The organism is Micromonospora sp. DT227 (assembly GCF_049841835.1).
In the GTDB taxonomy this organism is placed as follows: domain Bacteria; phylum Actinomycetota; class Actinomycetes; order Mycobacteriales; family Micromonosporaceae; genus Micromonospora.
In genome coordinates, this window is the sequence record NZ_JBNCLA010000001.1 from 232,006 (window position 1) to 255,790 (window position 23,785).

The 23,785-nt window shown below is 70.6% G+C and carries 21 protein-coding genes and 3 tRNA genes; 11 read left to right on the plus strand and 13 right to left on the minus strand.

All coding sequences use genetic code 11. The features are described from left to right. Positions 1-126: 126 nt before the first annotated feature. Positions 127-960: an SAM-dependent methyltransferase gene (locus ACLQ2W_RS01215; protein WP_425784909.1), complete on the minus strand. Its 834-nt coding sequence runs from the start codon at positions 958-960 to the stop codon at positions 127-129. A gap of 283 nt (positions 961-1,243) precedes the next feature. Between ACLQ2W_RS01215 and ACLQ2W_RS01220 the strand changes: the two genes are divergently transcribed. Then, complete coding sequence (locus tag ACLQ2W_RS01220; protein WP_425784910.1) at positions 1,244-2,137, plus strand: DUF6545 domain-containing protein; 894 nt, start codon at positions 1,244-1,246, stop codon at positions 2,135-2,137. Here ACLQ2W_RS01220 and ACLQ2W_RS01225 read toward each other — a convergent pair. Continuing rightward, positions 2,120-4,558 (minus strand): EAL domain-containing protein, encoded by a 2,439-nt coding sequence (locus ACLQ2W_RS01225; RefSeq protein WP_425784911.1) that lies wholly within the window; start codon positions 4,556-4,558, stop codon positions 2,120-2,122. The genes ACLQ2W_RS01220 and ACLQ2W_RS01225 overlap by 18 nt on opposite strands. A 643-nt stretch (positions 4,559-5,201) precedes the next feature. Here ACLQ2W_RS01225 and ACLQ2W_RS01230 point away from each other — a divergent pair. From ACLQ2W_RS01230 to ACLQ2W_RS01240, 3 genes are read left to right on the plus strand one after another with little or no spacing between them, the layout of a single operon-like run. Then, a complete protein-coding gene (locus tag ACLQ2W_RS01230) occupies positions 5,202-6,164 on the plus strand; it encodes an ABC-three component system protein (protein WP_425784912.1) in 963 nt (320 codons plus the stop codon). Next, positions 6,161-6,430, plus strand: coding sequence for an ABC-three component system middle component 6 (locus tag ACLQ2W_RS01235; protein ID WP_425784913.1), 270 nt, complete (start codon positions 6,161-6,163; stop codon positions 6,428-6,430). The genes ACLQ2W_RS01230 and ACLQ2W_RS01235 overlap by 4 nt, the downstream gene beginning before the upstream one ends. Beyond that, entirely contained in the window at positions 6,405-8,147 is a 1,743-nt protein-coding gene (locus ACLQ2W_RS01240; RefSeq protein WP_425784914.1) for an ABC-three component system protein, read from the plus strand. The genes ACLQ2W_RS01235 and ACLQ2W_RS01240 overlap by 26 nt, the downstream gene beginning before the upstream one ends. Positions 8,148-8,358: 211 nt before the next feature. On the opposite strand, the gene ACLQ2W_RS01245 is transcribed toward ACLQ2W_RS01240, so the two are convergent. From ACLQ2W_RS01245 to ACLQ2W_RS01255, 3 genes are all read right to left on the minus strand, one after another. Further along, positions 8,359-8,592, minus strand: a complete 234-nt coding sequence (locus ACLQ2W_RS01245) for a hypothetical protein (RefSeq protein ID WP_425784915.1) — start codon at positions 8,590-8,592, stop codon at positions 8,359-8,361. Between the two features lie 427 nt (positions 8,593-9,019). Then, positions 9,020-9,092, minus strand: a tRNA-Arg gene (locus ACLQ2W_RS01250). A 36-nt stretch (positions 9,093-9,128) separates the two neighbouring features. Continuing rightward, positions 9,129-9,219 (minus strand) — tRNA-Ser (locus ACLQ2W_RS01255). A 510-nt stretch (positions 9,220-9,729) separates the two neighbouring features. On the opposite strand from ACLQ2W_RS01255, the gene ACLQ2W_RS01260 reads away from it, so the two are divergent. Further along, positions 9,730-10,959, plus strand: a complete 1,230-nt coding sequence (locus tag ACLQ2W_RS01260) for a hypothetical protein (protein ID WP_425784916.1) — start codon at positions 9,730-9,732, stop codon at positions 10,957-10,959. Here ACLQ2W_RS01260 and ACLQ2W_RS01265 read toward each other — a convergent pair. Then, the gene (locus tag ACLQ2W_RS01265) at positions 10,920-11,693 is read right to left on the minus strand and encodes a CPBP family intramembrane glutamic endopeptidase (RefSeq protein WP_281934165.1); all 774 of its coding nucleotides are present in this window, start codon (positions 11,691-11,693) and stop codon (positions 10,920-10,922) included. The genes ACLQ2W_RS01260 and ACLQ2W_RS01265 overlap by 40 nt on opposite strands. A 122-nt stretch (positions 11,694-11,815) precedes the next feature. On the opposite strand from ACLQ2W_RS01265, the gene ACLQ2W_RS01270 reads away from it, so the two are divergent. Further along, positions 11,816-12,937 (plus strand): globin domain-containing protein, encoded by a 1,122-nt coding sequence (locus tag ACLQ2W_RS01270; protein WP_425784917.1) that lies wholly within the window; start codon positions 11,816-11,818, stop codon positions 12,935-12,937. 115 nt (positions 12,938-13,052) lie between these two features. Here ACLQ2W_RS01270 and ACLQ2W_RS01275 read toward each other — a convergent pair whose 3' ends face one another. After that, a complete protein-coding gene (locus ACLQ2W_RS01275) occupies positions 13,053-14,585 on the minus strand; it encodes a peptide deformylase (RefSeq protein ID WP_425785984.1) in 1,533 nt (510 codons plus the stop codon). Positions 14,586-14,903: 318 nt separating this feature from the next. On the opposite strand from ACLQ2W_RS01275, the gene ACLQ2W_RS01280 reads away from it, so the two are divergent. Then, positions 14,904-15,680, plus strand: a complete 777-nt coding sequence (locus ACLQ2W_RS01280) for a hypothetical protein (protein WP_425785985.1) — start codon at positions 14,904-14,906, stop codon at positions 15,678-15,680. A 52-nt stretch (positions 15,681-15,732) separates the two neighbouring features. Here the strand turns inward: ACLQ2W_RS01280 and ACLQ2W_RS01285 are convergent, their stop codons facing one another. Next, entirely contained in the window at positions 15,733-17,502 is a 1,770-nt protein-coding gene (locus tag ACLQ2W_RS01285) for a hypothetical protein (RefSeq protein WP_425784918.1), read from the minus strand. Positions 17,503-17,710: 208 nt separating this feature from the next. On the opposite strand from ACLQ2W_RS01285, the gene ACLQ2W_RS01290 reads away from it, so the two are divergent. Then, positions 17,711-18,415: a class I SAM-dependent methyltransferase gene (locus tag ACLQ2W_RS01290; protein ID WP_425784919.1), complete on the plus strand. Its 705-nt coding sequence runs from the start codon at positions 17,711-17,713 to the stop codon at positions 18,413-18,415. Positions 18,416-18,498: 83 nt separating this feature from the next. On the opposite strand, the gene ACLQ2W_RS01295 is transcribed toward ACLQ2W_RS01290, so the two are convergent. Then, positions 18,499-19,032 (minus strand): YbhB/YbcL family Raf kinase inhibitor-like protein, encoded by a 534-nt coding sequence (locus ACLQ2W_RS01295; protein WP_425784920.1) that lies wholly within the window; start codon positions 19,030-19,032, stop codon positions 18,499-18,501. Between the two features lie 72 nt (positions 19,033-19,104). Continuing rightward, positions 19,105-19,191: transfer RNA gene (locus ACLQ2W_RS01300), tRNA-Ser, on the minus strand. Positions 19,192-19,261: 70 nt separating this feature from the next. Between ACLQ2W_RS01300 and ACLQ2W_RS01305 the strand changes: the two genes are divergently transcribed. Next, entirely contained in the window at positions 19,262-20,236 is a 975-nt protein-coding gene (locus ACLQ2W_RS01305; protein ID WP_425784921.1) for an NAD(P)H-quinone oxidoreductase, read from the plus strand. A gap of 3 nt (positions 20,237-20,239) precedes the next feature. Here ACLQ2W_RS01305 and soxR read toward each other — a convergent pair whose 3' ends face one another. Beyond that, a complete protein-coding gene (gene soxR / locus ACLQ2W_RS01310) occupies positions 20,240-20,692 on the minus strand; it encodes a redox-sensitive transcriptional activator SoxR (protein WP_425784922.1) in 453 nt (150 codons plus the stop codon). A 46-nt stretch (positions 20,693-20,738) separates the two neighbouring features. Here soxR and ACLQ2W_RS01315 point away from each other — a divergent pair, with 46 nt between their 5' ends. Together ACLQ2W_RS01315 and ACLQ2W_RS01320 are read left to right on the plus strand one after the other, a co-directional pair. Continuing rightward, complete coding sequence (locus ACLQ2W_RS01315; protein WP_425784923.1) at positions 20,739-21,422, plus strand: transketolase; 684 nt, start codon at positions 20,739-20,741, stop codon at positions 21,420-21,422. 8 nt (positions 21,423-21,430) lie between these two features. Then, positions 21,431-22,309, plus strand: coding sequence for a transketolase family protein (locus ACLQ2W_RS01320; RefSeq protein ID WP_425785986.1), 879 nt, complete (start codon positions 21,431-21,433; stop codon positions 22,307-22,309). A gap of 48 nt (positions 22,310-22,357) precedes the next feature. On the opposite strand, the gene ACLQ2W_RS01325 is transcribed toward ACLQ2W_RS01320, so the two are convergent. Together ACLQ2W_RS01325 and ACLQ2W_RS01330 are read right to left on the minus strand one after the other, a co-directional pair. Continuing rightward, positions 22,358-23,068 carry a glycosyltransferase family 2 protein gene (locus tag ACLQ2W_RS01325; RefSeq protein ID WP_425784924.1) on the minus strand — a complete coding sequence of 237 codons (711 nt, stop codon included), beginning with the start codon at positions 23,066-23,068 and terminating at the stop codon, positions 22,358-22,360. A gap of 79 nt (positions 23,069-23,147) precedes the next feature. Next, positions 23,148-23,780 (minus strand): hypothetical protein, encoded by a 633-nt coding sequence (locus ACLQ2W_RS01330; RefSeq protein WP_425784925.1) that lies wholly within the window; start codon positions 23,778-23,780, stop codon positions 23,148-23,150. Positions 23,781-23,785 lie beyond the last annotated feature (5 nt).

Consider the following 23,785-nt stretch of genomic DNA (forward strand, 5'->3'; position numbering starts at 1 on the left):
GATCGTGGTTGCGTTCTTTGGACGCAGGCCGTCCGGTCTTACGTCCGCGCAGCCGATGCCGCGTCAATCGGATCGTGATCGAGACGGCGAGGCAGCGCTGAGGTGGTGTAGGAACGGGCAGCGGGGTTAGCGGCGGAACGCGACCGCGCCACGCATCGGTGACGGTATCGACGCGGCGACGAACGGGTCGGGTTCGCTGAGTTCGGGTCGCCAGCAATCCAGCGGCACAAGGCCAGGTTCGATCATCTCAAAGTCGCTGAATAGTGCCGTGAGCTGCTCGTCGGTGCGGAAGTGGATGTCCGTCGCGGCTTGGGTGCGAAAGACGTCGGTTGCCTGGTGGACGGTCGACGGGCCCCAGCGGTCGGGCACGTCGACGCCCACGTGGCTGATGACCATGGCGCTGCCCGGTACGAGCAGGTCACGGATGGGCGCGATGATCCCCTCGATCTGGTCGTCGGGGATGAGTTGCAGCACGGAGCACCACAGCACGACGACCGGTTCGTCGAGGTTGATGATCGAGGCGGCGTCACCGTCGGCGAGGGCGTCGAGGATGAGGTCGGGGTGAGTGAAGTCGGCCTCGATCGCCCGGCAGTGCAGGTTTCCGTCGAGGATCTGGTTCGACGCCACCACCGCGACGGGGTCGATGTCGACGTAGAGGACGCGGATGTCGGGATCGACCGCCTGGGCGATCTCGTGGACGTTGCCCTGGGTGGGGATGCCGGATCCGAGGTCGAGGAACTGCCGCATGCCAGCCTCGGCCAAAGTCTGCACGGCGCGACGCAGGAACAGCCTGTTCGACAGGGCGAGATTGGCCGCGGCGGGGACCTTGTTCAGGATGTCCTGCGCTGCCCGTCGGTCGGCTTCGAAGTTCTGCTTGCCGCCGAGGAGGTAGTCGTAGATCCGCGCGACCGTGGCTCGCGGTCGGTGCGTCGTCGGTGGGCTTTCCTGCTGGTTGGTCACCGCTGCTCCCGCCGGCCACTGAGGATCGATCCTGGACCGGCAGCCTAACGGACATCCACATCTGGCGGCGGCCCTCACATTGCGTGGGCGTGTGAATACCTACGGGAGCGGTTACACTCTGGCCTTTGATCGGCGCTGGCATCGGTGTCGGGAGGTCAAGGTGTTACTGGCTCGGTCGCGCATGAGCAGGCGGCTGGCGAGAACCGGCCTGCCCGCTCCGAGCCCCCCATACACCGTCGATGCCTGGTGCACCGCGATCAGCGCCGCTCGTCGCCGGCCACTCGTGATCGGCGACGTCGCTCTGGAAGCCGGCCACCCGCCCGGCGTCCTCATCACCGGACAGCCGGAGGGCGACTTCATCCTGGTCGACCGCTCGCTGCCGCCGGTGACCCGAACCCAGACCGTGCTGCACGAGCTCGCCCACCTCGTCCTCGAACACCCAGGGGACCTGTTGCACGACGGCATCGACCGGGTTGTCGAGGCGGAGGCGGAACTTGCCGCGGACCTGCTCTACCAACGACTCGTGCGGGCCGCCGGGCACGAAGAGGACGATGGCGATCAGCGGACCGACCACCAGCGATGGCTCCATCGGATCATGACGAGTTGGTGGAACGACCGCCGCTCGGACTGGCGCCTACTGCACCTGTGGATGACGCTGCGTGACAACATGCCCGACCTGAGCATCGTCACCACCAGCACCTCCATACCGGTTCCCACCGAGATCAGAGGCAAACGGCAGCGACACCGCACCGTTGTGGAAATACACGAGATTCTACGGGCACTGCGCCCCTGGTGCAGTGCCCAAGTGCACGCCAGCGCCACCGCACTAGCCCGCCGCCAGGGCCTCGATGCCGCTTCGACCGACGCGGAGGCCGACGCGGCGACAATCGCCGTAGCCCTACGGCACCTGCAGTTGGCGGTGGCGCCGCCCGCAACTGATCTACCGCTGCCTGCATCCGGGCGAGACCGCCACGATGTGCGCGCTGAGGCGCGGCACTTAGCTCGTGTGGATCAAGCCTTGAGTGACTCTCCGCTCGTTTCCGCGGAGATCGCCAGGTGGGCGCCGGTAGGTCCGGCCGCGTTGAGCCCGTCGCGCACGAGTTCACTCATCGGCGGCATCCCCGTCGTGCCGCTGCCCGCGGACCTGCCGTCCGCGCGCTCAGCCCGAGCGGTGTAGCCGCCGCTGGTGGGGTGCCCGCACGAGTGGGCGAGGCGTCCAGCCCTGAGCATGCGCGCGGATCTGGCTCGGGAACATCTCTCCGCCGAACAGCTCGCCGCTGCCGCAGGCACACCCGAGGACGGCCAGCTCTTGACGCTGCCCATGAGTGCTGATCCCCGGAGCGACAGCGACGAGATCGAGGTCGGCCGCGAGATCGACCGCCGCGCGGATGACTGACTTCGCTGTGCGCCAGCCCGCGTCGAGTGAGAAGGCCGGGTGCAGACGCAGGAAGCTCCACTGCGCGGCGTTGAGCGCCGCGAGATCGGTGTGCCGACTACCGTAGTTGTCGAGCAGGAGACGCACACCCATGCTGGTCGCGAGCTGCGCGCCGCTTCGTCCGCCCGAGTCTTCCGTACCGTCGCCGGCCGAATCAGTGCCTGCCGGCGGCCGGCTCAGTGCCAATACCAGCTGCGTCGCCGTGAGCCCATGAACCCGCAGCAGCTCGTGCATGGTGTCCACGAACTGTGGGGTGAGCGCGACGGCTGGTACCGGCACGACCAACGCCGCGTCGGGCAGCACATCGCGCCACGAAGCCGCCGCCGCCAGCGAGCGTGCAAGAATCTGCGAAGCCAACGCCTGCAAGCTTTCGACGTCGCCGATGTGCTGGTAGACGTAGTCATCGGCGGCGAGTAGGTCGTTGCGGGAATACAACCAGCGGGGCATGGTGTGCACCATGATGATCCGACCGCTGTGCAGGTCCACCACGGGCTCGTAGGAGATCGACATCCTCGCCTGCGTCAGCTCTCGGGCCAGCGACCATTCACCGACGGTGCCCGTCTTGTGCAACACGAGCCTGTCCTCACTGCGGCGCAACGCGCGCGACAGCACCCGTTCCGCCGCATACAGCAGCGTCGGCCCAGGCTCACCCGAGGCCATACCGGCGCTGGCCCGCAAGTCGACGCGCTCGGCAGCAACCTCAATGCCGTGGCGCAGCAGCGACACCGCGCGGCACGCCCGCTGATACGCCAGATCGGTACTCAGCCCCCGCAGGACAAGAGCAAAAGTGCTATCGCCGACACGCGCCGCGACGGCCGAGCCGTCCGCCGACAACTCCCGCAGCCGACTGGCCACCTGCGCGAGGACAGCCAGCGTGCGCTCCTGCCCCATGGCGTCCGCCAGGAAGTGCAGATTCTCGACCTGCACTACCAAAACATGACACGACTCGTCAGGTAGCGCGGAACACCACTGCGTCAGCCCGAGCCGGTTCGGCAGACCGGTGTCTCTGTCATGAGTCGCCTCACGAGCCAGCAGACCATAGGCATGCGCGGTGTCCAGGCTCGCGCCCAGCGTCGCCACGTAGGACTGCAGCGTCGAGCGCTCACGCTCCGAAGGCGCCGCCCGAGAGCCACCCAGCCGCAGCCGGACCTCCCCGCGTACGCCCGTCGTGTGGTCGCCGAAACCCTGCCTCCACATCGTCTGCCGCGAAGTCTCATCCGGAGCGGCCTCCACATCGCCGTCAAAGGCGACCAACGCAACGTCCCCCCGCAGGACCGCTCGGACCAGCCGCCCGTCTCGGCTGAGCTCGATATCCGCCGACTGCGCGCCGAACAACTCGACCGCCCCCGCGACGGCCGTGTGCAGCACCTCGTCCAGGTTCCGAGAGGACAGCGCGCTGCTCAAGGCGTTCAAACGCAGCCAGACGCGTCGCTCCTCCCGGATACGCAGTCGATTGCTCACCGCGAGATACAGCGCCAGCATCGTCGACGGCAGCGCGACGAGGACACGAAAGTCGATCATGAGGGCGGCGGCGATAACCACCGCGGTGATCACTTCACCGACGCCGACGACAAGCCGGGTCCGCCACAGGAAACGCACGGTCACCAGCACCGGCTGACCAGTCGACCACGTCACCGCCGCGGCCGTCACCAATTCCTCGAAGAGCAGCGCCGCGACCGCCGCGGCGAGGAACGCGATCATCACCGAAACGGTCTGCGGCCTCGCCTCATCCCACGTGACAAGACCAGGGCGGGACCCGGCCACAAACATCATGGCCACCGCGACAAACGCGGTGACCACATCCACACTCGTATTGTGGATGAGCTTATGCAGAGTCACCTTGTGAGAGGGCTGCCGCGCGGCGCGACCAACAGCGACCCCGACCGCAGTGCAAACTAGCACCCAGTGCGCGGGCAACACCGCCACGCACACGACACACGCGGTCGGAACCAAGGTGATCCTGATCGGCAGGCGGGACGGCAGTGGCATGGGCAGGACCGCCCCCATCGCCATCAACGCCGTCCCCACCACCACGAACATCCACGGCGTCGACGACGCTGGCGTGCCCAGGCGGGTCACCGCCCAAGCCAGGCACGCCAACGCTACCGTCGCGATGGATCCGGTCAGCACAACCAGCGCTTGCCTCCGGCGCTGGGGCGACATCAGTCATGCCTCCGTGGGCTCATACCGCAAGGTCAACGACGCTCCACGTTAGCCGGTCGGACCAATCTCAATTCCACTCGACGCCCTTACGCATGATCCACACCTCCTTAACGCAGCGACAAATGGAAGCTATTGCTGCCCATCGGCTGGAATCAACATCAAAGAGTCTTTTTGGCCGCCCAGTGCGCAACGTGGCAAGTCGCAATCACCGCCCGCACATCACGTGGCATCACTCTTCCGCGCGACGCATCGCCCTCAGCGACCTCGTGCACGGCTGCAAGTTCTTGAGCATCGATGATCGCTGTCAACCTCGTGGTGGACGCTGCGATCATCATGAACCCTCGGATGACAGGGCCGCCCCGGCGGGTGACAGCGGGCCTGGTCGCAGAGTTGGGACCACGGCGGCAGGCACGCCCACCGTGACCTACTCGCGACACGGACGCGCCGTCGCGGCACCGGCGCGGGTGCGAGGCATCGATCCGGGTTCGCCGACCGGCTGCGTCGTGGACACACGTCAAAGAAGTCGTTCGCTACACGGCGTCGCCCGACGCAACACTGCTCGGAAGCCATCGGCCGTTCTGGTCATTTACCCATCCGCACCGACCGGATACGTTCGGTGCGGGCCGGCTGACTGGAGGTGTTGGTGGAGGTCCTCAGCTTCACGGAGCGCATGTTCGTAAAGACCATGTTCCGCGATCGGATGGCAGAGCTGAACGGATTAGCGTTCGAGGACTTCTTCATCCGCATCATGACCGCCCGCTACAGCGACTTCGTCGAGGTGCGAACCCACGGGAACATCGGCGACCTCTCGTCGGACGGCCTGCGCCTATACGACGGTAAGTTGTACGCCTGCTATGCGCCCGAGACCTTTGACGCGGACAGCGCCCGAGACGTGAAGAAGAAGTTCACCGGAGACCTGACCGGCGCGCTGGCGAAACGAGCGGGTGAGTTCCAGACGTTCGTTTTTGTCTATAACGACCCGCGGCGCGGACTGCACCCGGAGATCACCCAACTGCTGGCGCAAGCGCGCCGCAGTCACGCCCCGCTGGCGTTCGAGACCCTAGGGCCACGTCAGCTGCTTGGCGAGCTGTTTCGGCTAGTGAAGTATCAGATCGAAGAGGTCTTCGCCGCTCCCATCCCGGTAGAGGACGTCGTCTACGGCGTGGGCTTGGAAGACCTCAAGCCCCTCCTGGATCATCTCGTCGAACGCCGGCGGCAGACCAACGGACAGCAGTCGCCGCGTGAGGTGTCTGCGCTGAAGATGGACTATAACCAGCTCGACGAGGATGATCGGGAGATGCTCCGCCGCGGGATGCTCCACACTCACCTCGTCGAGGAGTACTACCAGGGGCTCACGGACGTCACCGAGCGAGACGAGGTGGCAGCCGACTTCAACGCCTACTACCGCGACATCGCGACGCTCTACCCGGCAGCGGCCGACGTCATCTACGAGCTCGAAAAGTACGTAGCGGGCAACCGCCATCTCGACCGCGCGAGCGCGAGAGCCCTCTCCGTTGTCTTGGCTTACTTCTTCGAGACCTGCGACATCCTCGCGGAGCCGCCAACCGGTTGGACTCCGCCAGCCCGGGAACCTTCGCTGACATGATCATCCCAACCAAGGGCATCACGCCGCAGCGTTCGCTCATCGCCGTGGGCGCCCAGATCCTGGAGGTCATTGACGGGCCGCTCACGGTGAGCCAGGCATGGGCGAGACTGCGGGAATGGCGTCGCAGTCATGATCACCACGCCCCGGTACCTTTCTGGTGGTTTGTGCTAGCTCTTGATCTATTGTATGCCCTCGGAGTTGTCGAACTGGACAACGAACTCCTGGTCAGGAGGAGGGCAGATGCTGCGGCACTTGACCGCCGATGATCCACGTTTCAAGGCCCTGACTTTTCACCCTGGCCTCAACATCCTGGTCGCGGATACCACCGGCGCTTCGGCCGAGACCGACAGCCGTAACAGTGCCGGCAAGTCCAGCATGATCGAGCTGTTGCACTTCCTGCTGGGCAGCAGCGCGGACAAGAACTCCTTGCCGGCTCACCCGAGGCTTCGGCAGACAACGTTCGCGCTGAGCCTGGACTGGCCCGGCCTGCTCGAAGAGCTGACCGTCGAACGCACTGGAGCGAATGCCGGCGCCATCCGCCTACGGCCCTTGCCTTCGGGTGTCGGCTCGGACCAACTTGATTTCGGCGACGGTCAGGTCACGCTGCCCGAGTGGCAGACACTGATCGAAAGAGATCTCTTCAACCTTCCTGCCGAGCACGCGGGCATCACCGGCCGTAGCCTCTTCAGCTTCCTCATGCGCAGAGTCGGATCGCACGCCTTCAACGAGGCCACCCGCAGCTTCGCCCGCCAAGCGAACGCTGAAGCGGCCACGTCGCTGGCATACCTACTCGGGCTGGACTGGCGGCTTGCCGATCGCTACCGCGAGCTACAGGCCCGCGAAGCCGTCAGCAAGCAGCTCCGTAAAGCCGCCTCCGACCCGGTACTCGGACGAATCATCGGTCAGACCGCAGAGCTCCGAGGTCAGATCGCCATCGCAGAACACCGCGTCGCGGAGATCCAACGACGGATCGAGAACTTCCGAGTGGTTCCGGAGTACGACAACCTCCGCGCCCAAGCCGACCAGACCGACCAGCGAATCCGCCAGCTCCGCAACGACGACGTCATCGACCGGCGCAACCTCGCCGACCTGGAACGGGCCGTCGACGAAACCATAGATCCCGATCTCGCCTACCTCGAGACGGCCTACGCAGAACTCGGCGTGGTGCTCGGCGACCAGGTGCGCCGAAGTTTCGACGACGTACGGGCGTTCCACGGATCCGTTGTCCGCAACCGGCGCCAATACCTGGATGAAGAGGCCTCGGCGATCAAATCACGTCTCCACGAACGCGAGGCCGAGCGAGAACAACTCGGTGACCGCCTCGCTGCAACCTTGCGCACCCTCAACGAGGGCGGCGCGCTCGACGCACTGACCACCCTTCAACAGATCCTCGCCCAGGAACAGGCACAGCTCGGAGCCCTCCGACACCGCTTCGACGCAGCGCAGGCGCTCGAATCGAACCGTCGTGAGATTAAACAACAGCGCGTCAGCCTGCAACAGGAGGTGGAGACCGACATCGAAGAGCGGCGACCCATCGTCAACGATGCGGTCGTCCTGTTCGCCCAGTACGCCCAGGCCCTCTACGGCGCCAACCGCGAGGCGTACCTCCGTATCGGTCCAGGCGAAGCCAGCCTGAAGATCGAGACACACATCGCGAGCGACAACAGCGGCGGCATCGGCAACATGGTCATCTTCTGCTTCGACCTGACCGTCGCCGTCCTAGCGCACCGAAGCGGGCGAGCACCGGACTTCTTCGTCCACGACAGCCACCTCTATGACGGCGTCGACGAACGCCAACTCGCCCGCGCCCTCACCCTCGCAGCCGAAGTGAGTCGTCAGGAAGGGCTCCAGTACATCGTCACGCTGAACTCCGACGAACTTGACAAAGCCGTACGCCGCGGCTTCGATCCGGCCGGCCACGTCCTCGAACAACGGCTCACCGACAGCTTTGATGAGGGTGGACTCTTCGGCTTCCGCTTCTGACGCAAGATTGTGTCAACCAAATCGCCAAGTCCAGGCCGGTCGAGCAGGGCCTGCCGTTCTCGACCTGGAGCCTGGTCAAGCTGGCCAACTCTATGGTCGTCGAGGGGGTGGTCAACGACATCAGCCACGAGGGTTGCCTGCGCATCCTGCCCCGCGAAGAAGGCGTCACCTTTCAACGCGTGAAGACCTGGAAGACCTCCCGTGACCCCGACTACGCGGTCAAAAGGCCCGCGTCGAGCACCTCTACGCCATCGCGGGCGGCGAGGTCCTGCCCGAGCGGGTCGAACCCGAGATCGTGTTCTGCCTGGACGAGTTCGGGCCGCTCAACCTCCAGCCCCACCGTGGCCGCCAGTGGGCCGAACGCGGCGGTAAGCGTAAGGACCCCGACCGCGAACCGCGGGCACACCGCCGCGCGACCTACACCCGCCCGCACGGCGTCCGGCACCTATTCGCTGCCTACTACCTGGCCAAAAACCAGCCCCACGGCACCCGGCCGACAGGCGCATCGCGATCATCTGCGACAACTTTCTCCGCCCCTGACCACCAAGCGCTGCCGCCGCGTCGCGGGCTCGCAACACCACGCCACCGTCTGGAGTGGCACTCGACCGGGGCGGGTACCCAGGGGCGCAGCACGGGCATCAGTTGTGTGGCTGCGGCGGACCGGCGCACCGGCGGCGTCAGCGCGGCCATGCGCGCAGCTCAGCCAGTCATGATCAAAATCCAGGCGGACGCCACAACCGCCCACCGGACGGGACCGGACGCGAGGGACGCTCGTCGCACGAGCACCCACCGAGCACCCAACCGACCACAAGGGACAGACAGAAGGAGGGGCCTGACCGCCGTTCCGGCAGGTCAGACCCCTCCTGATCTTGTGCGCCCGAAGGGACTCGAACCCCTAACCTTCTGATCCGTAGTCAGATGCTCTATCCATTGAGCTACGGGCGCCTGGTGCTCGGCCAGTCTACACAACCGGCTTTCGCGCGGAGACTCCGGGATTCGAACCCGGGAGGGGCTTTAAGACCCCAACCGCATTAGCAGTGCGGCGCCATAGACCAGACTAGGCGAAGTCTCCTCGGTGGCCCGGAGGTCACCGCGCCCGAGAATACAGGTCCACACCCGTCGGGGGCAAAGCGGATACCGGCACCCCGCCGAACGCGCCGCGTCGTCGCCGTGTGCCAGGTCACGTCCACGACTACGCTCCATCGATATGCAGGAGCAGCCGCCGAGCGATCCGCCCCGTCGCGAGCCCCCCGCCAAGGCCCGGCGGAGCCGCTCCCCCCGACCGACCTTCAGCCCGCCACCGACCCCGGAACCGCCGTCGGCGGACTTGGGGGACGAGACGAACGACACGCCGCCCCGCAGGCGGGCGCGCGGGGCCGCGCCGAGCGTCCTCTTCCAGCCACCGACGACGGCCGCCGACGTCCCGCCGGCCCCGCGTCCGCGATTGGCCGCCGAGCCGGCCACGACCGGTCCGGGGCCGTCGGCCGGCGAACCGGCCGCACCGGAGACCTCCGGTTCGGGTACGCCTCCCGCTGACCCGGCCACGGCCGATCTCCCCACGGCACCCGGGACGGCCGACCCGATGTCGGCATCCGACGTGGCGGTGCGTACGCCGGAACCGGCCGAAGGGGGGCCGGACGACACGCCGCCCGGCACTGCCACTCCCGTGGGCGGGGCGGCCCCGAAGCGGGCGCGTCGCGCCCCCGCCGAGAAGGCCGCGAAGAAGGCCGCGCCGACCGCTCGGAAGGCGCCCGCCACCAGCCGGAAGACGACCGTCGCACCGGAGTTCACCGCGCCGGACCCGACGGACCGGTCCCCGTCGGGCACGTCCGACACGGCGGTGGACGCGGCCGGGGCCGCCCCGCGGCCGGTCCGGGCCCGACGGAGCACGAAGACCGCCCCGGCGGCGAAGACCAGCCCCGCGAAGCGCGCCACCACTCCGGCGCCCGCCGAACACGAGCCGACCACACCCGAGCCGGCCGAGCACCAGCCGGCTCCACCCGAGCCCGCCGAGCACCAGCCGACCGCACCCGAACCGACCGCACCCGAACAGCCCGAGCGGAGGCAGCACGACCAGGAACCGGCCGGACGGCAGCGGTCGGGCGCGGAGGTGGCCGGCGCACCGGACGCGGCGGACACGCGTACCCCGGTGGCGGGCTGGCGGGCGGTGGGGCCGCGCCTGCGCGACCACCCCGGGTTCGCGCCGGAGCTGCTGGCCCTGGCCGCGGTGGACGCGCTCGGGCCGCGGGCCCGGAGCTGGGTGGAGCAGGTCCGGTCGGCCTATCCGGCGGCGGACGCGGACGGGGTGGCCCGGCTGGCGACCCGGCGGTTCGTCCGGATGGCCGGTACGGGTGGTGCGCTGGCGGCGGGGGCCGGGGTGTTCGCGCCGGCCGCGGAGCTGGCCGCGGTGCTCTGGACGCAGGCGAACCTGGTGCTGCACGTGGCGGCCGCCTACGGGCGGGACCCGGCGCATCCGGACCGCGCGGCCGAGCTGCTGGTGCTGACATCGGTACACCCGGACGACGGGGCCGCGCGGGCGGCGCTGGCGGCGGCCCGGGCGGCGGACGTCCCGGCGGACGGGCCGTGGGGCCGGACCGCCGAGGCGGCCTGGCGGCTGGCCACGCCGGTGGCGGCGCAGGCGGGCGGCTGGCTCGGGTTGCGACTGGCGGCGCGGTTGTTGCCGGGCGCGGCGGTGCTGGCGGCGGCGATCGGCGGTACGGCCGCGGCGGAGCGGGTCGCCGCCCGGGCGGTCGCCCGGTACCGGCGCGCCGGTCAGAGCCAGTCGAACCAGGATCTCGGCAGCAGCGCGTAGCCGACGAAGGCGACCACGTCGAGCAGCGTGTGCGCGACGATCAGCGGGGCCACCCGGCGGGTGCGCAGGTAGAACAGCCCGAAGATCACGCCCATCACCGCGTTGCCGAGGAACGCGCCGAAGCCCTGGTAGAGGTGGTAGGAGCCGCGCAGCACGGCGCTGGTGGCGACGACCGCGCCGAGCCGCCAGGTGAGCTGCCGCAGCCGGGTGATCAGGTAGCCGACCACGATCACCTCCTCCAGCACGGCGTTCTGCACGGCGGCGAGGATCAGCACCGGCACCGCCCACCACAGGTCCGGCAGCGCGGCCGGCACCAGCGTGGCGTTCACCCCGAGCTGGGCCGCCGCCCAGAACAGCGCCAGCCCGGGCAGGCCGATGAGCGCGGCCAGGCCCGCGCCCCGGGCCAGGTCCGCACCGGGCCGGGTCAGGTCGACCCCGAGCGTCCGCGCCGGGTCGCCGGGGTCACGCGCCAGCAGGTGTACGGCGAGCAGCACCGGCAGCAGCGCGAAGACGATCCCGAGCAGTTGGTACGTGAGGTCGAGGTACGGCCGGGCCGAGGTGGACGTGTTCAGCGCGGCGGTCTGCTTCGACAACCCGCCCGACGCGGTCAGCTTCGCGATCAGCGAGACCAGCGCGTACACGGCCGACTGGCCGAGGGAGAGGCCGAGCACGAGCAGCGTCTCGGTGCCCAGCACCCGGCGGGAGACCGGCCGGGCCGGCTCGTCAACCGTCACCGGACCATGAAACCACTTCGCCGGGCAAATGAGCCGGTCGCACATTGTGTGCGACCGACATACACGCTGCGTGGACATTCTATCCGGGCCGATCCGCCCGCCCGGAGAAGGAGCGTGCCCCTGTGGAGAACGTCGCGCGGCTGTTGAAGGAGAGCTGGGCCCTGGTCGAGGAGCACGGGGAGCGGCTCTGCGGCCACTTCTACGCCCGGATGTTCCTGCTCGACCCGGAGCTGCGCAAGCTCTTCCCGGTGCAGATGAGCGGGCAGCGCGACCGACTGCTGGAGGCGATCGTGACGGCCGCCCAGACGGCGGACGACCCGGAGGCGTTCGACGAGTACCTGCGCGGGCTGGGCCGGGACCACCGGAAGTACCACGTCACGGCGGACCACTACGCGACGCTGGGCGTCGCGCTGCTGGACGGCCTGCGCACCGTCGCCGGGGACGGCTGGAGCCTGGAGTACGACCAGGCGTGGCGGGACGCGTACGCGAGCATCAGTGAGCGGATGCTCGCCGGCGCGGAGGCCGACGGGAGTCCGCCGTTCTGGCACGCGGAGGTGCTGACGCACGAACGGCACGGCCCGGACACCGCGGTGCTGACCGTACGGGCGCTCCAGGCGCCGCTGAGCTGGCAGGCCGGCCAGTACGTCAGCGTGGAGGTGCCCCGCTACCTGCCGCGTACGTGGCGGACGTACTCGGTGGCGAACGCCCCGAACGAGGAGAACGTGCTGGAGTTCCACGTCCGTACGCCGGCCGGGGCCGCCGGTTGGGTGTCCGGTGCGCTGGTGCGCCGGACCAGGCCGGGTGACCTGCTGCGGCTGGCCGCGCCGATGGGCTCGATGACGCTGGACCCGGACTCCACCCGGGACATCCTCTGCGTGGCCGGCGGGGTGGGGCTGGCCCCGATCAAGGCGCTGGTGGAGGAGCTGACCCGGGTCAACCGCACCCGCTGGGTGCACGTCTTCTACGGCGCCGGCCACCCGGACGAGCTGTACGGGCTGCCCGGCCTCCAGGAGCTGGTGACGGCGTATCCCTGGCTGTCGGTGACGCCGGCGTGCAGCGCCGACCCGGACTTCGCCGGTGAACTCGGCGACGTCTCCGAGGTGGTCACCCGGTACGGCCCCTGGACCACGCACGACTGTTACGTCTCCGGCTCGGCCGCCATGGTCCGGGCGACCCTGCGGGCGCTCGCCGCCGACGACGTCCCGCCGGACCACATCCGTTACGACACGTTCGGCACCCTGTAGACCCTCCTCCCCCCAAGCCGGGTCGCGTGCCCCCGCCCCCTGGGGCACGCGACCCGGCCCCCCGGTTCCCGGTACGCGGGCCAGGCGGCAACCAGCCCGCGTGCCGGAGCCCTTCTCAGTAGCGCCAGGGGGTGCCGGTCTCGCGGTACTCCTCCACCGGCACCAGGGGCACGCCGGGTGCCATCCGGTCGACGTAGAGCCGCCCCTCCAGGTGGTCGATCTCGTGCGCGACCAGGCGCGCCATCGCGTACTCGAAGGACGTGATGACGCGGCTGCCGTCCCACTGGGCGTGTTCCACGTCGATCCGCAGCGGCCGGGGCACCAGGCCACGGTGGTCGAAGAAGGAGAGGCAGCCTTCGTACTGCTCGTCGGTCTCGGTGGTGGCGTCCACCACCCGGGGGTTGAGCAGCACGACCGGTTCGGCCGCCCGGTCGGCGGGGCGGACCAGCGCGGCGGCCCAGCCGATCCCGAGTTGCGGCGCGGCCAGGCCGACGCCCTTACTGAACGGGTGCAGCTCGTCCAGGCGGGCCAGCATGCCGGCGAGCCGGTCGACCACCTGCCGGGCGTGCCGTTCCTCGGCCGGCAGTTCGAACTGGCGGGCGGGCTGCCGGAGCAGGTCGTCGCCGCGTTGCACGATGCCGACGGCGCGCATCCGGTCGCTGGCGCGCACCCGGGTCTCCCCGGCGGGCGTGCTGTCCGGTTCGGTGTCCGGCGCGGGGCTGCGGAACCGCCACTGCATCCGGTAGCGGGCGTTCAGCGGCGGGTCGTCGGTCCCCCACTCGTAGATCACCCGGGCGGCCTCCCGGGTCTGCTGGATCGGGGTCCGCAGCGGGCCCTCCTCCGCCGACAGCGAGGTCTCCGCGCCCCACACCTTGGGGTCGAGGTCCGCCGGCAGGTCGAGGCGCACCGCGAGGTGCCGGGTGGGCAGGCGTACGGCGCGCTGGAACCAGGGGCCCCACTTGTCCCGTCCGACGCGGTAGGCGTACTCGATGGTGACCCGGTCGCCCGGGTAGAGCGGGAAGCGGCCCTCGTCGTTCTCGAAGAGCAGCCAGATCTCCTTGAACGCGTCCCGGTCGTGCTTGGCCCGCCAGTGCATCGGCTCGCGTCCGCTGCCGTCGTCCCGGTACGCGGCGAGTTGCAGCTCGGCGAACGTGAGCGGGTGCTCGCGGTGGTGCCGGTTGGAGCGGCCCGGGTCGTTCGGGTAGCGGTCGACGGCGACCCGGACCAGGTAGCGGGTGACCGGTTCGGTGCCGGCGTTGTACAGCTCCCGCCGGATCGTGCAGTGGTAGCCGTCGCCGGTGTGGGTGAGCGTGGCGACCTCGCGTTCCACCACCAGGCCGGTGCCGGGGGGCAGCCACTGGCCGGGGACGGGTGGATCGCGGTGCGTCCCGGTGGCCCGGCTGTGCCGCAGCTCGTCGTACTCCCGGAAGCGCTGCCAGATCGCGCCGCTGGCCTCCAGGACGGCCTCGGCCCGGCGGGCGAAGTCCTCGGTGGGCCGGTGCCGGCGCCCTTCGACGTGGCTGACGTAGGACGGGTCGAAGCCCATCAGCGTCGCCAGCTGCTTCTTGGACAGCCCTCGGCCGGTGCGGTGCCGGGCGAGCTCGACCGCGAAGGACTCGGCGGCACGCTCGATCGGTGAGGTCATCAGCTTCCTCGTACGCGGGAAGACCATCTTCACGTTTCGTGGCCGAACGTGTACGGAAACTGCCTCGTATTCGACAGTCACCTTGACAATTCAGCGGCAGGCGTCGATGCTTGCGCGGCCCGGCGAGCCCTCCGGCCGGCGTTTTCCGCCCACCCCGCCGGGTAGTACACGACGGCGACGGAGTGACCGGGACCTCCCCATCAAGCCCGTGGTGCCACTTTCCCTCCGTCCAGGAGTGTGGTTAGGCTAGCCTTAGCTTCGGTCGACGGCACGCGCCGGCCGACGGGCTACCGGACGGGGGACGGCCAGGTGACTGCGGTGATGCCGGGGCGCGACGTCGCCACCCCGTTCGCCCCGGTCACCGCGACGCTGCGCGCCATGTTCGGCACCGACGACCTGCCCGGTCTCGCGCCCGGCCTGCTGGTCCGCGACGAGCTGGACCGCTGGGCCCCGGCCACCCGCCTGATCGACGGCACCCTGCTCCCCGGCTTCCTGGCCGCCGCCGGCCGGCGCTGGGGCGGCACCCCGCACGCCTGCGCCGCGCTCGCCTGGAAGTCCTACAGCTACTGGACCGCGCTGCCGGCCGTGCTCGGCTGGGCCTCGGCGCGGCGGGTGCCGCTGCTCGATCCCGCCGACGTGCTGGTGCACTTCGAGGACCACCACCAGTTGCTCACGCTGGGGCTGCGCGGCTCCACCCCGGTGGCCGTGCTGCCCGGCGACCCGTTGGCGCTGGCCGGCGCGCCGGGCGTCCGGGTCGTCGCCGACGAGGCGGCACTGCTCGGCGCGCTGCGCGCGACGCTGCTCGACGCGCACTTCGCCCCGCTGATCACCGCCATCCAGCGCGAGGTCCGGATCGGCACCCGTACGCTGCTCGGCTCGGTGGCCTCCGGCATCGCGCACGGCATCCTGCGCGCGGCGGACGCGCTGCCCGGCCCGAGCGTGGCGGCCGTCGGCACGCTGCTCGACGCGCTCGACCTGGCCGATCTGGTCGAACTGGTGCCCGGCCCGACCGGCGAGCCGACCGTGCAGCGGCGCACCTGCTGCCTGGCCTTCACGCTGCCCCGGCCGAAGGTCTGCCAGGGCTGCTGCGTCCGCTGACCGCCGCGGCCCCCCGTCATCGTCGCGTCGCCGGTCAGCGCTCCGACTCGGGTCAGTCGACGAGCGGGCGCACGTCCCACAGCCAGACCCCGCCGGTACGCGTCGGGGTGATCCCGGTCAGCTCGGTCATCGCCCGGCGCAGCGACTCGGCCGGCCGCAGCCGGGGGTCGAGGATCACCGCCCCGGCCCGCCAGTGCCGCAGGTCGTCCACGGCGTCCACCCGGTCCTGCGGAGTGATCGGCGGCACCGCGTCGGTACGCCGTACCGTCTCGAAGAACGTGCTGGTGGGGCGCGGCGGCGCGGTGAAGAGCGCGACCCGGTCGGCGCCCGGTCGGGTGTCCGGATAGAGGAAGTAGCCCCGGGCCAGCGGCATGTCCAGCCGGGTCTCGGCGGACCAGCGCAGCGGGACCGCGTAGGTGGTGTCGGGCAGCGGGAGCGTGACGATGCTCCGCCCACCCGCCACGTAGGGCCGCCACGCCCCGGAGGTGACGAACGCCGGGGTCGGGTCCAGCCGCGTCGCGGGCAGCGGGGTGGGCAGGATCGGCAGCAGCGCCATGGCGAGCACGGTGCCGGTGGCGAACCGGAGCTGTCCCCGGGCGGCCGGGTGCCGGTGGGCCAGCCGGCGGACCCGTTCGACGCCGAGCGCGAGCAGCACGCCGATGATCGGGGTGAGCGCGAGCGACCAGCGGGTGGGCACCACCGCGTGCAGGACCGGCAGGTTCTCCAGCGCGGCCCACGGCCCGGGGATGCCGGTCTCCCGCCCGTCGAACCGGATCTCCCGGCCGAGTGAGAAGAGACCGAACCCCACGCCGACCGCGGCCAGCCCGAGCACCAGCGCGTCCCGGCGCAGCCACCAGACCAGCGCGACCACAAGCACCACGAGCGGCCAGCCGAAGAACGCGTTCTCCTCGGTGGCGTTCTTGACCAGCGGCGCGCTGCCCCGGGCGTCGCCGGCCACCGACTCGCGGGCCCAGGCCAGGTAGGCGGCGAGGTCGGTGGAGTAGCCCCGGATCAGGGTGGAGAGCCCGGAGTACGCGCCGGGGCCGGCGAACTGCACGTGCAGCGGGTACGCCAGCAGCGCCCCGGCCACGACGGCGGCCACCCCGAGCCCGGCGGCGAACGGCCGGGCCGCCGACCGGAGCGCGGGCCGGCCGAGCACCAGCGCCAGCACCACGCCGCCCAGGCCGAGCGCGGTCATCAGCAGGATCTCCAGGTTGAGGAACGCCTGCCAGACGATCACCAGGCCGAGCAGCAACCCGTTGCGCAGCCAGCGGCCGGGCTGCGCCAGCCGGAGCGTCCGCCAGACGATCAGCGGCACCACGAACTGGCTGACGATGTTGGGATGGGCGTTCGCGTGCGACACCATGGCCGGCGCGAACGCGCAGAAGCCGGCGCCCAGCCAGGCCGGCCCCCGGGCGCCGACGACCACGCGGGAGAGCAGGAAATACCAGGCGGCGCCGGTGGCGGCCAGCCCGAGCGTGAGAAAAACGAGGAACGACCATCGCGGCCCGAACCACACCGTTATCGGCGACAGGGGCAAGGAAACGGATAATACGGACGTGTTCCCCATGAGATTGACGACGTCCGGCACATTCATCCGGTCCGAGGTGAACGGATAGGCGAAATGAGTGACCACACGCGCACCGTGTGCCATCATCCATTCGAACTGCGCCTGATCGGTGCGATTGTCCCGCACGCCGTTGGCCGGATCGATCCAGAGCCGGGCGGTCACCCAGAGCGCGAGCAGCACGAAGCTGAGCACGGCGAGGGCGTCGGTCCACCGTCCTCGTCGCGGGTCCACGCCCGGCTGGGGAGTAGTCATGACATTTCAGAGCGTAGTCATTGTATGACGGCCAGGTGACATATTCCGAGGACTCGCGTACTATGTGCCGGGTTCGCCGACCGCCGATCACGTGCCCCACCCGACCGCAATTCGGCCAGCGCGGTGCCCCGATTTTCCCGCCGGCCATTCAGATGGTTGACTCTGAACGGTCCAGGCGCGGGTCAGTCATATCGTGAGGAATCGACGCATGGCAGAAATCACTGGGGATCAGCGCGTCCAGGCGGAGGTGCTCGAAGGCCTGGCCACGGCGGTCAACCACCGGCGGTGGTTCGTCGAACTGGCTGTGCCCTACCTCGGTGACAACCCCATCGAGATCGGCAGCGGCCTCGGCGACTACGCACTCGCCTGGTCCGAGCACATCCCCCGCATCACGGCCACCGAGGCCGACCCGGACCGGCTGGTCAAGCTCAAGGAGCGGCTGTCCGAACACCCCGGCGTCGAGGTCCGGCAGATGCTGTTGCCGCACACCGAACGGGGCGACTACAGCGCCGCCGTGTCGTACAACGTGCTGGAGCACATCGACGACCACGTGGGCGCGCTGCGCAGCATGCGCGACCTGGTCCGACCCGGCGGCGCAGTGATCATCATCGTGCCGGCGTTCCAGTTCGCCATGGGCCCCGCCGACATCGCGACCGGCCACGTGCGGCGCTACACCAAGAAGACGCTCGCCACCGCGATGACCGACGCCGGCCTCACCGTGGAGAAGATCCACTACGCGAACGCGCTCGGCCTGATCGGCTACTTCATGGCCACCAAGGTCTTCCGGCTGATGCCGAAGGAGGGCCCGATGGTGAAGGTGTACGACACGCTGGTGCTGCCCGCCACCAAGGCCGCCGAGCAGCGCGTCCGCCCCCCGTTCGGCCAGTCCGTCTTCGCCGTGGCCCGGGTGTGAGGCGGGGCCCCCGCTTAACGCTTTCGGTAGAGGCGGGGCCCCTTCTTAACAACAACTGTTAAGAAGGGGCCCCGCCTTACACCTCAGTCCTTGACCTGGTACGTGGGGCGGATCACCGCGCGGGCCAGGGTGTGGAACGCGAGGTTGAAGCCGACGAAGGCCGGGCTCGCCTCCTTGCCCACGTCCAGGCCCTCCACGTCGACCGCGTGCACCGCGAAGACGTACCGGTGCGGACGGTCCCCCGGCGGCGGCGCGGCACCGCCGTAGCCGGTGTCGCCGTAGTCGTTGCGGATGCTGAACGCGCCACCGAGGTCGGCCTCGCGCAACGCGGCCGGCAGCTCGGTGACCGAGGCGGGCACGTTCACCAGCACCCAGTGCCAGAACCCGCTGCCGGTCGGCGCGTCCGGGTCGAAACAGGTGACCACGAAGCTCTTCGTCTCCGCCGGGAAGCCCGACCAGGACAGGTGCGGGGAGACGTTCCCACCACCGGCGCTGCCGTGCGCGTACCGCGCGTCCATCGGCTCGCCGTTGTGCACGTCGTCGCTGGTCAGGTCGAACGACGGCACGGTCGGCAGCAGCTCGTACGGGTCCGGGGCGATCGGTCGTTCCAGGGTCATCGAAACGGGTCCTTCCGGGTGCGCGAAATGTTTCTGCGCCCCTTCTTACCCCGCTGCGGGCGTTTACGGCGGCGGAGGGTGTGGGATTCGAACCCACGAAGACATCGCTGCCTTACCGGTTTTCAAGACCAGCGCCATCGGCCACTAGGCGAACCCTCCCGGCGCGCCCCCGAGAGGTACGCGACCGCGCCTAGTCTGCCACGAACGGCGCATCGGGTAAGACTGAGCCATGCGCGCTGTCACGATCACTGAACCCGGCGGACCCGAGGCACTCGTCTGGGCGGAGGTCCCCGACCCCGAACCCGGCCCCGGTGAGGTGGTCGTCGAGGTGCGGGCCAGCGCCGTCAACCGGGCCGACCTGCTGCAACGGCAGGGGCACTACCCGCCGCCGCCGGGCGCGTCCGCGTACCCCGGGTTGGAGTGCTCGGGGACGGTCCGCGCGCTCGGCCCCGACGTGACCGGCTGGTCGGTGGGCCAGGAGGTCTGCGCGCTGCTGACCGGCGGCGGGTACGCCGAGCAGGTCGCCGTGCCGGCCGGGCAGTTGCTGCCGGTGCCGGACGGGGTGGACCTGGTCGACGCCGCCGCGCTGCCGGAGGTGGCCTGCACGGTGTGGTCGAACGTGGTGGACCTGGCCAGGCTGGCCGAGGGGGACACGCTGCTGGTGCACGGTGGCGGCAGCGGCATCGGCACGTTCGCGATCCAGCTCGGGGTGGCGCTGGGCGCGACGGTGGTGGCGACCGCGCGGGCGGCCAAGCACGAGCGGCTGCGCGAGCTGGGTGCCGCGCACACCGTCGACTACCGGGAGCAGGACTTCGTCGAGGAGGTCCGCCGGGTCACCGACGGGCGCGGCGCGGACGTGATCCTGGACATCATGGGCGCGTCCTACCTGCCGCGGAACGTGGCGGCCCTGGCGACCGGCGGCCGGCTCGTGGTGATCGGCATGCAGGGCGGGCGCAAGGGCGAACTCGACCTCGGGATGCTGCTGGCGAAGCGGGCCTCGGTGCACGCCACCGCGCTGCGTTCCCGCCCGCTCGCCGAGAAGGCGGCGATCGTCCGGGGCGTACGCGATCAGGTGTGGCCGCTGGTGGCGGCCGGCCGGGTCCGGCCGGTGGTGCACGCCCGGGTGGGGATGGCGGACGCCGCCGACGCGCACCGGCTGGTGGAGACGAGCGACCACCTGGGCAAGGTGCTGCTGGTGCGGTGACGCTCAGCCCGGGTCGGCGCGCGGGAGCACCAGGCGCGCGCCGGGGCCCTCGGCGGCCAGCGAGTCGCCGGGGTTGTAGAGCGTGCAGCGCTGCAACGACAGGCAGCCGCAGCCGATGCAGCCGTCCAGGTCGTCGCGGAGCTTGCCGAGCAGTCGGATCCGCTCGTCCAGCCGCTCCCGCCAGCCCCGGGAGAGCGCCGCCCAGTCCTCCGGGGTGGGGGTGCGGCCGGCGGGCAGCGAGTCCAACGCCGCCCGGATCTCGTCCAGCGAGACGCCGACCTGCTGGGAGATCCGGACGAAGGCCACCCGACGCAGCTCGGTGCGGGCGTAGCGGCGCTGGTTGCCGCCGGTGCGGACGGCGTGGATCAGGCCGAGCCGCTCGTAGTAGCGCAGCGCGGAGGGCGCCACGCCGCTGCGCTCGGCGAGCTGGCCGATGGTGAGCGTTGCCTCGTGCATCACAGGACCTTGAGGTGAAGTTCGGTTGAGGTTCGAGGCTATCGGCATGACGACGACCACCGCCACCGAGCTGGCCGCGCTGCTGGAGCGGGTCCGTGCCGGCCGCGAGTTCGGCGCGAACGTGTACTCGACGCTGGACGTGCTCCACGTGCTCTACGACCGGGTGCTCCGGATCACCCCGGCGACCGTGGCCGACCCCGACCGGGACCGGTTCCTGCTCTCCAAGGGGCACGCGGTCGCCGGCTACTACGCGCTGCTCGCCGCGCGGGGCTTCGTGCCGGTCGAGTGGCTGGACGACCAGGGCGGGCCGGCCAGCCGGCTCGGCGACCACCCGGACCGGACGCTGGTGCCGGGCGTGGAGATCGGTTCCGGGTCGCTCGGCCACGGGCTCGGGCTGGGCGTCGGTACCGCGCTCGGCCTACGGGCCCAGGGCCGCCCCGACCCCCGGGTGTACGTGCTGCTCGGCGACGCCGAACTGGACGAGGGCGCCAACCACGAGGCGATCGCGTACGCCGGCGCGACCGGCCTGGCCAACCTGACCGCGATCGTGGTGGACAACCGCTCCGCCACGCACGGCTGGCCGGGTGGGGCCGCCAGCCGGTTCACCGTCAACGGGTGGACCGCCGCCACCGTGGACGGCCACGACCACGACGCCCTGCACGCCGCCCTGACCGGGCACGACCACCACCGGCCGCACGTCGTCGTCGCGGCCGTCCTCGACGGGGAGTGACCATGACCATGCGGGACGCGTTCGTGACCAGCACCGAGGAGGTGCTGGCGGACCCGAGGAGCGTGCTCGTGCTGGCGGACATCTCCGCCGCCGCGTTCGCCCCGGCCGCCGTCCGCCACCCGGACCGGGTGGTCAACGTCGGGATCCGGGAGCAGCTCATGATCGGTGTGGCCGGCGGGCTGGCGTTGACCGGCCAACGGCCGATCGTGCACAGCTACGCCCCGTTCCTCGTCGAGCGGGCGTACGAGCAGATCAAGCTGGACCTCGACCACCAGGGGGTCGGCGCGGTGCTGGTCAGCATCGGCGCCTCGTACGACCGGGCGGCGGCCGGTCGGACCCACCTCGCGCCGGCCGACGTGAGCCTGATCGACACGCTCGACGGGTGGACCGTGCACGTGCCGGGTCACCCGGACGAGGTGCGACCGCTGCTGCGGGACGTGGTGTGCGGGACCGACCCGGCGTACCTGCGGCTGTCCACCCGGGGCAACGCGTCCGCGTACCCGGAGGCGGGTGACCTGCGGGTGGTCCGGGACGCCGGGCCGGGCGCGCCGCTGCTGGTGGCGGTCGGGCCGGTGCTGGACGCGGCGCTGCACGCGGTGGCGGACCGGCCGGTCACGGTGGCGTTCACCCACCGGCCCCGGCCGTTCGACACGGCCGGGCTGCGGGCGCTGGCCGGCGGCGAGGTGATCCTGGTCGAGCCGTACCTGGCCGGCACGTCGACCCGGGTGGTGTCCGACGCGCTGGCCGACCGGCCGCACCGGCTGCTCGCGCTCGGCGTCGGCCGGGCGGAGCTGCGCCGTTACGGCGGACCGGCGGACCACGACCGCTGGCACGGGCTGGACGCGGCCGGGCTGCGCCGTTCCGTCGACGCGTTCCTCGGCGCCTGACACGAAGGAACCCCGCACCGCCGGGGTGCGGGGTTCCGGTGCGTCGGGTCAGCGCGCGGCGGCGGGACCGACCGGGCGGCGGCGGGCCCGCTCGCGGGCCAGGATCCAGATCGCCTCGACGCCGTCCTTCCAGGTGATCTTCTTGCCCTCTTCGCGGCCCCGGGCGCGGTAGCTGATCGGCACCTCGTAGGGGCGGATGCGCTGGCGGAGCAGCTTGCCGGTGACCTCGGCCTCCATGCCGAAGCCCCGGGAGCGCACCTGGAGCGAGCGGTAGAGCGCCAGCGGCATCAGCTTGAAGCAGGTCTCCAGGTCGCCGATGTAGGAGTTGTAGAGCACGTTGGCCGCCAGCGTGACGCCCTTGTTGCCCATCACGTACCAGAAGCTGTAGGAGCTGTGGCTGCCGAACGTGCGATTGCCGTAGACCACCGTGGCGTGCCCGTCGAGCACCGGCTGCAGCAGGCGCGGAATGTCCTGCGGGTCGTACTCCAGGTCGGCGTCGAGGATGACCATGTATTCACCCTCGGCGTTGTCGACGGCGGTCTTGATGGCCGCGCCCTTGCCGGCGTTGCGCGGGTGGGTGATCACCCGCAGCCGGGCGTCGTCCACCCGGCCGAGCACCTCGCCGGTGCCGTCCCGGCTGCCGTCGTCCACGACGACCAGCTCGATCTCGCACGGGTAGTCCACCGCCAACGCCTGCTTGAGGGCGTCCGCGATGCGTTCTTCCTCGTTGTAGACCGGCATGAGGATCGAAAGCTTCACGGGTTCTCCATGGAGGTGACGGCAGGTCGGGGCATAGCGTAGCCTGGCAGATTCCTGAGGTCACGACAGCCCGCCCACCTTACTCCTGGCGGAGCGGCACCACGACCAGCCGGGCGACCCCCTTGTCCCCCTCCTTGGCGCCGGCCACGCCGACCGTCGTACCGACCTTGATCTCGTTCGCCTGGATCGTCGCGCGGCGCTCGACCACCCGCAGCTTCTCGCCGAACGTCCAGGTCATGGTGAAGCCGTCGGTGGACTTCACGGTCATCGACTTCGCGTCGACCGCGGTCACCGCACCGCGCTGGACGGCTACCGTCTTCGTCCCGTTCTCCTTGGTCTGCACCACGACCTCGCCGTGCAGCCGGTTCTTGCGCAGCAGCACCCGGGCCCGGTGCCGCTTGCGCCAGTCCTGCGCCCGGTCCCCCTTGCGGTCCGGCCCGGCCTGCTCGCCCGGCGTGCCGGAGCCGCCCTGCGCCGCCGGCGTGCCGGAGGCCGACGGGGCGGGCGCCGCGACCGGATCGACGTCAAGGTCGGCCGGGTCGACGCCGAGCGCGGCCAGAGCCTGCCCGTCGGCGCCCATGGCGGCGGCCACCTCGACCGCGGTCTCCCGGGCCGCGTCGGCGCCGGTCTGCGCCGCGCCGCACCCGGCGAGGCCGAGCGCCGCGGCGGTGAGCAGCGCGGTGGCTCCGGTGACGATTCGCTGACGTGCCATCGGTG

Bases quoted from the DNA above. Each gene is read 5' to 3' on its own strand.
- ACLQ2W_RS01225 (WP_425784911.1), bottom strand. From the start codon at position 4,558: ATGTCGCCCCAGCGCCGGAGGCAAGCGCTGGTTGTGCTGACCGGATCC.
- ACLQ2W_RS01235 (WP_425784913.1), top strand. From the start codon at position 6,161: ATGATCATCCCAACCAAGGGCATCACGCCGCAGCGTTCGCTCATCGCC.
- ACLQ2W_RS01240 (WP_425784914.1), top strand. From the start codon at position 6,405: ATGCTGCGGCACTTGACCGCCGATGATCCACGTTTCAAGGCCCTGACT.
- ACLQ2W_RS01260 (WP_425784916.1), top strand. From the start codon at position 9,730: ATGTCGGCATCCGACGTGGCGGTGCGTACGCCGGAACCGGCCGAAGGG.
- ACLQ2W_RS01280 (WP_425785985.1), top strand. From the start codon at position 14,904: ATGCCGGGGCGCGACGTCGCCACCCCGTTCGCCCCGGTCACCGCGACG.
- ACLQ2W_RS01285 (WP_425784918.1), bottom strand. From the start codon at position 17,502: ATGACTACTCCCCAGCCGGGCGTGGACCCGCGACGAGGACGGTGGACC.
- ACLQ2W_RS01290 (WP_425784919.1), top strand. From the start codon at position 17,711: ATGGCAGAAATCACTGGGGATCAGCGCGTCCAGGCGGAGGTGCTCGAA.
- ACLQ2W_RS01295 (WP_425784920.1), bottom strand. From the start codon at position 19,032: ATGACCCTGGAACGACCGATCGCCCCGGACCCGTACGAGCTGCTGCCG.
- ACLQ2W_RS01305 (WP_425784921.1), top strand. From the start codon at position 19,262: ATGCGCGCTGTCACGATCACTGAACCCGGCGGACCCGAGGCACTCGTC.
- soxR (WP_425784922.1), bottom strand. From the start codon at position 20,692: ATGCACGAGGCAACGCTCACCATCGGCCAGCTCGCCGAGCGCAGCGGC.
- ACLQ2W_RS01315 (WP_425784923.1), top strand. From the start codon at position 20,739: ATGACGACGACCACCGCCACCGAGCTGGCCGCGCTGCTGGAGCGGGTC.
- ACLQ2W_RS01320 (WP_425785986.1), top strand. From the start codon at position 21,431: ATGCGGGACGCGTTCGTGACCAGCACCGAGGAGGTGCTGGCGGACCCG.
- ACLQ2W_RS01330 (WP_425784925.1), bottom strand. From the start codon at position 23,780: ATGGCACGTCAGCGAATCGTCACCGGAGCCACCGCGCTGCTCACCGCC.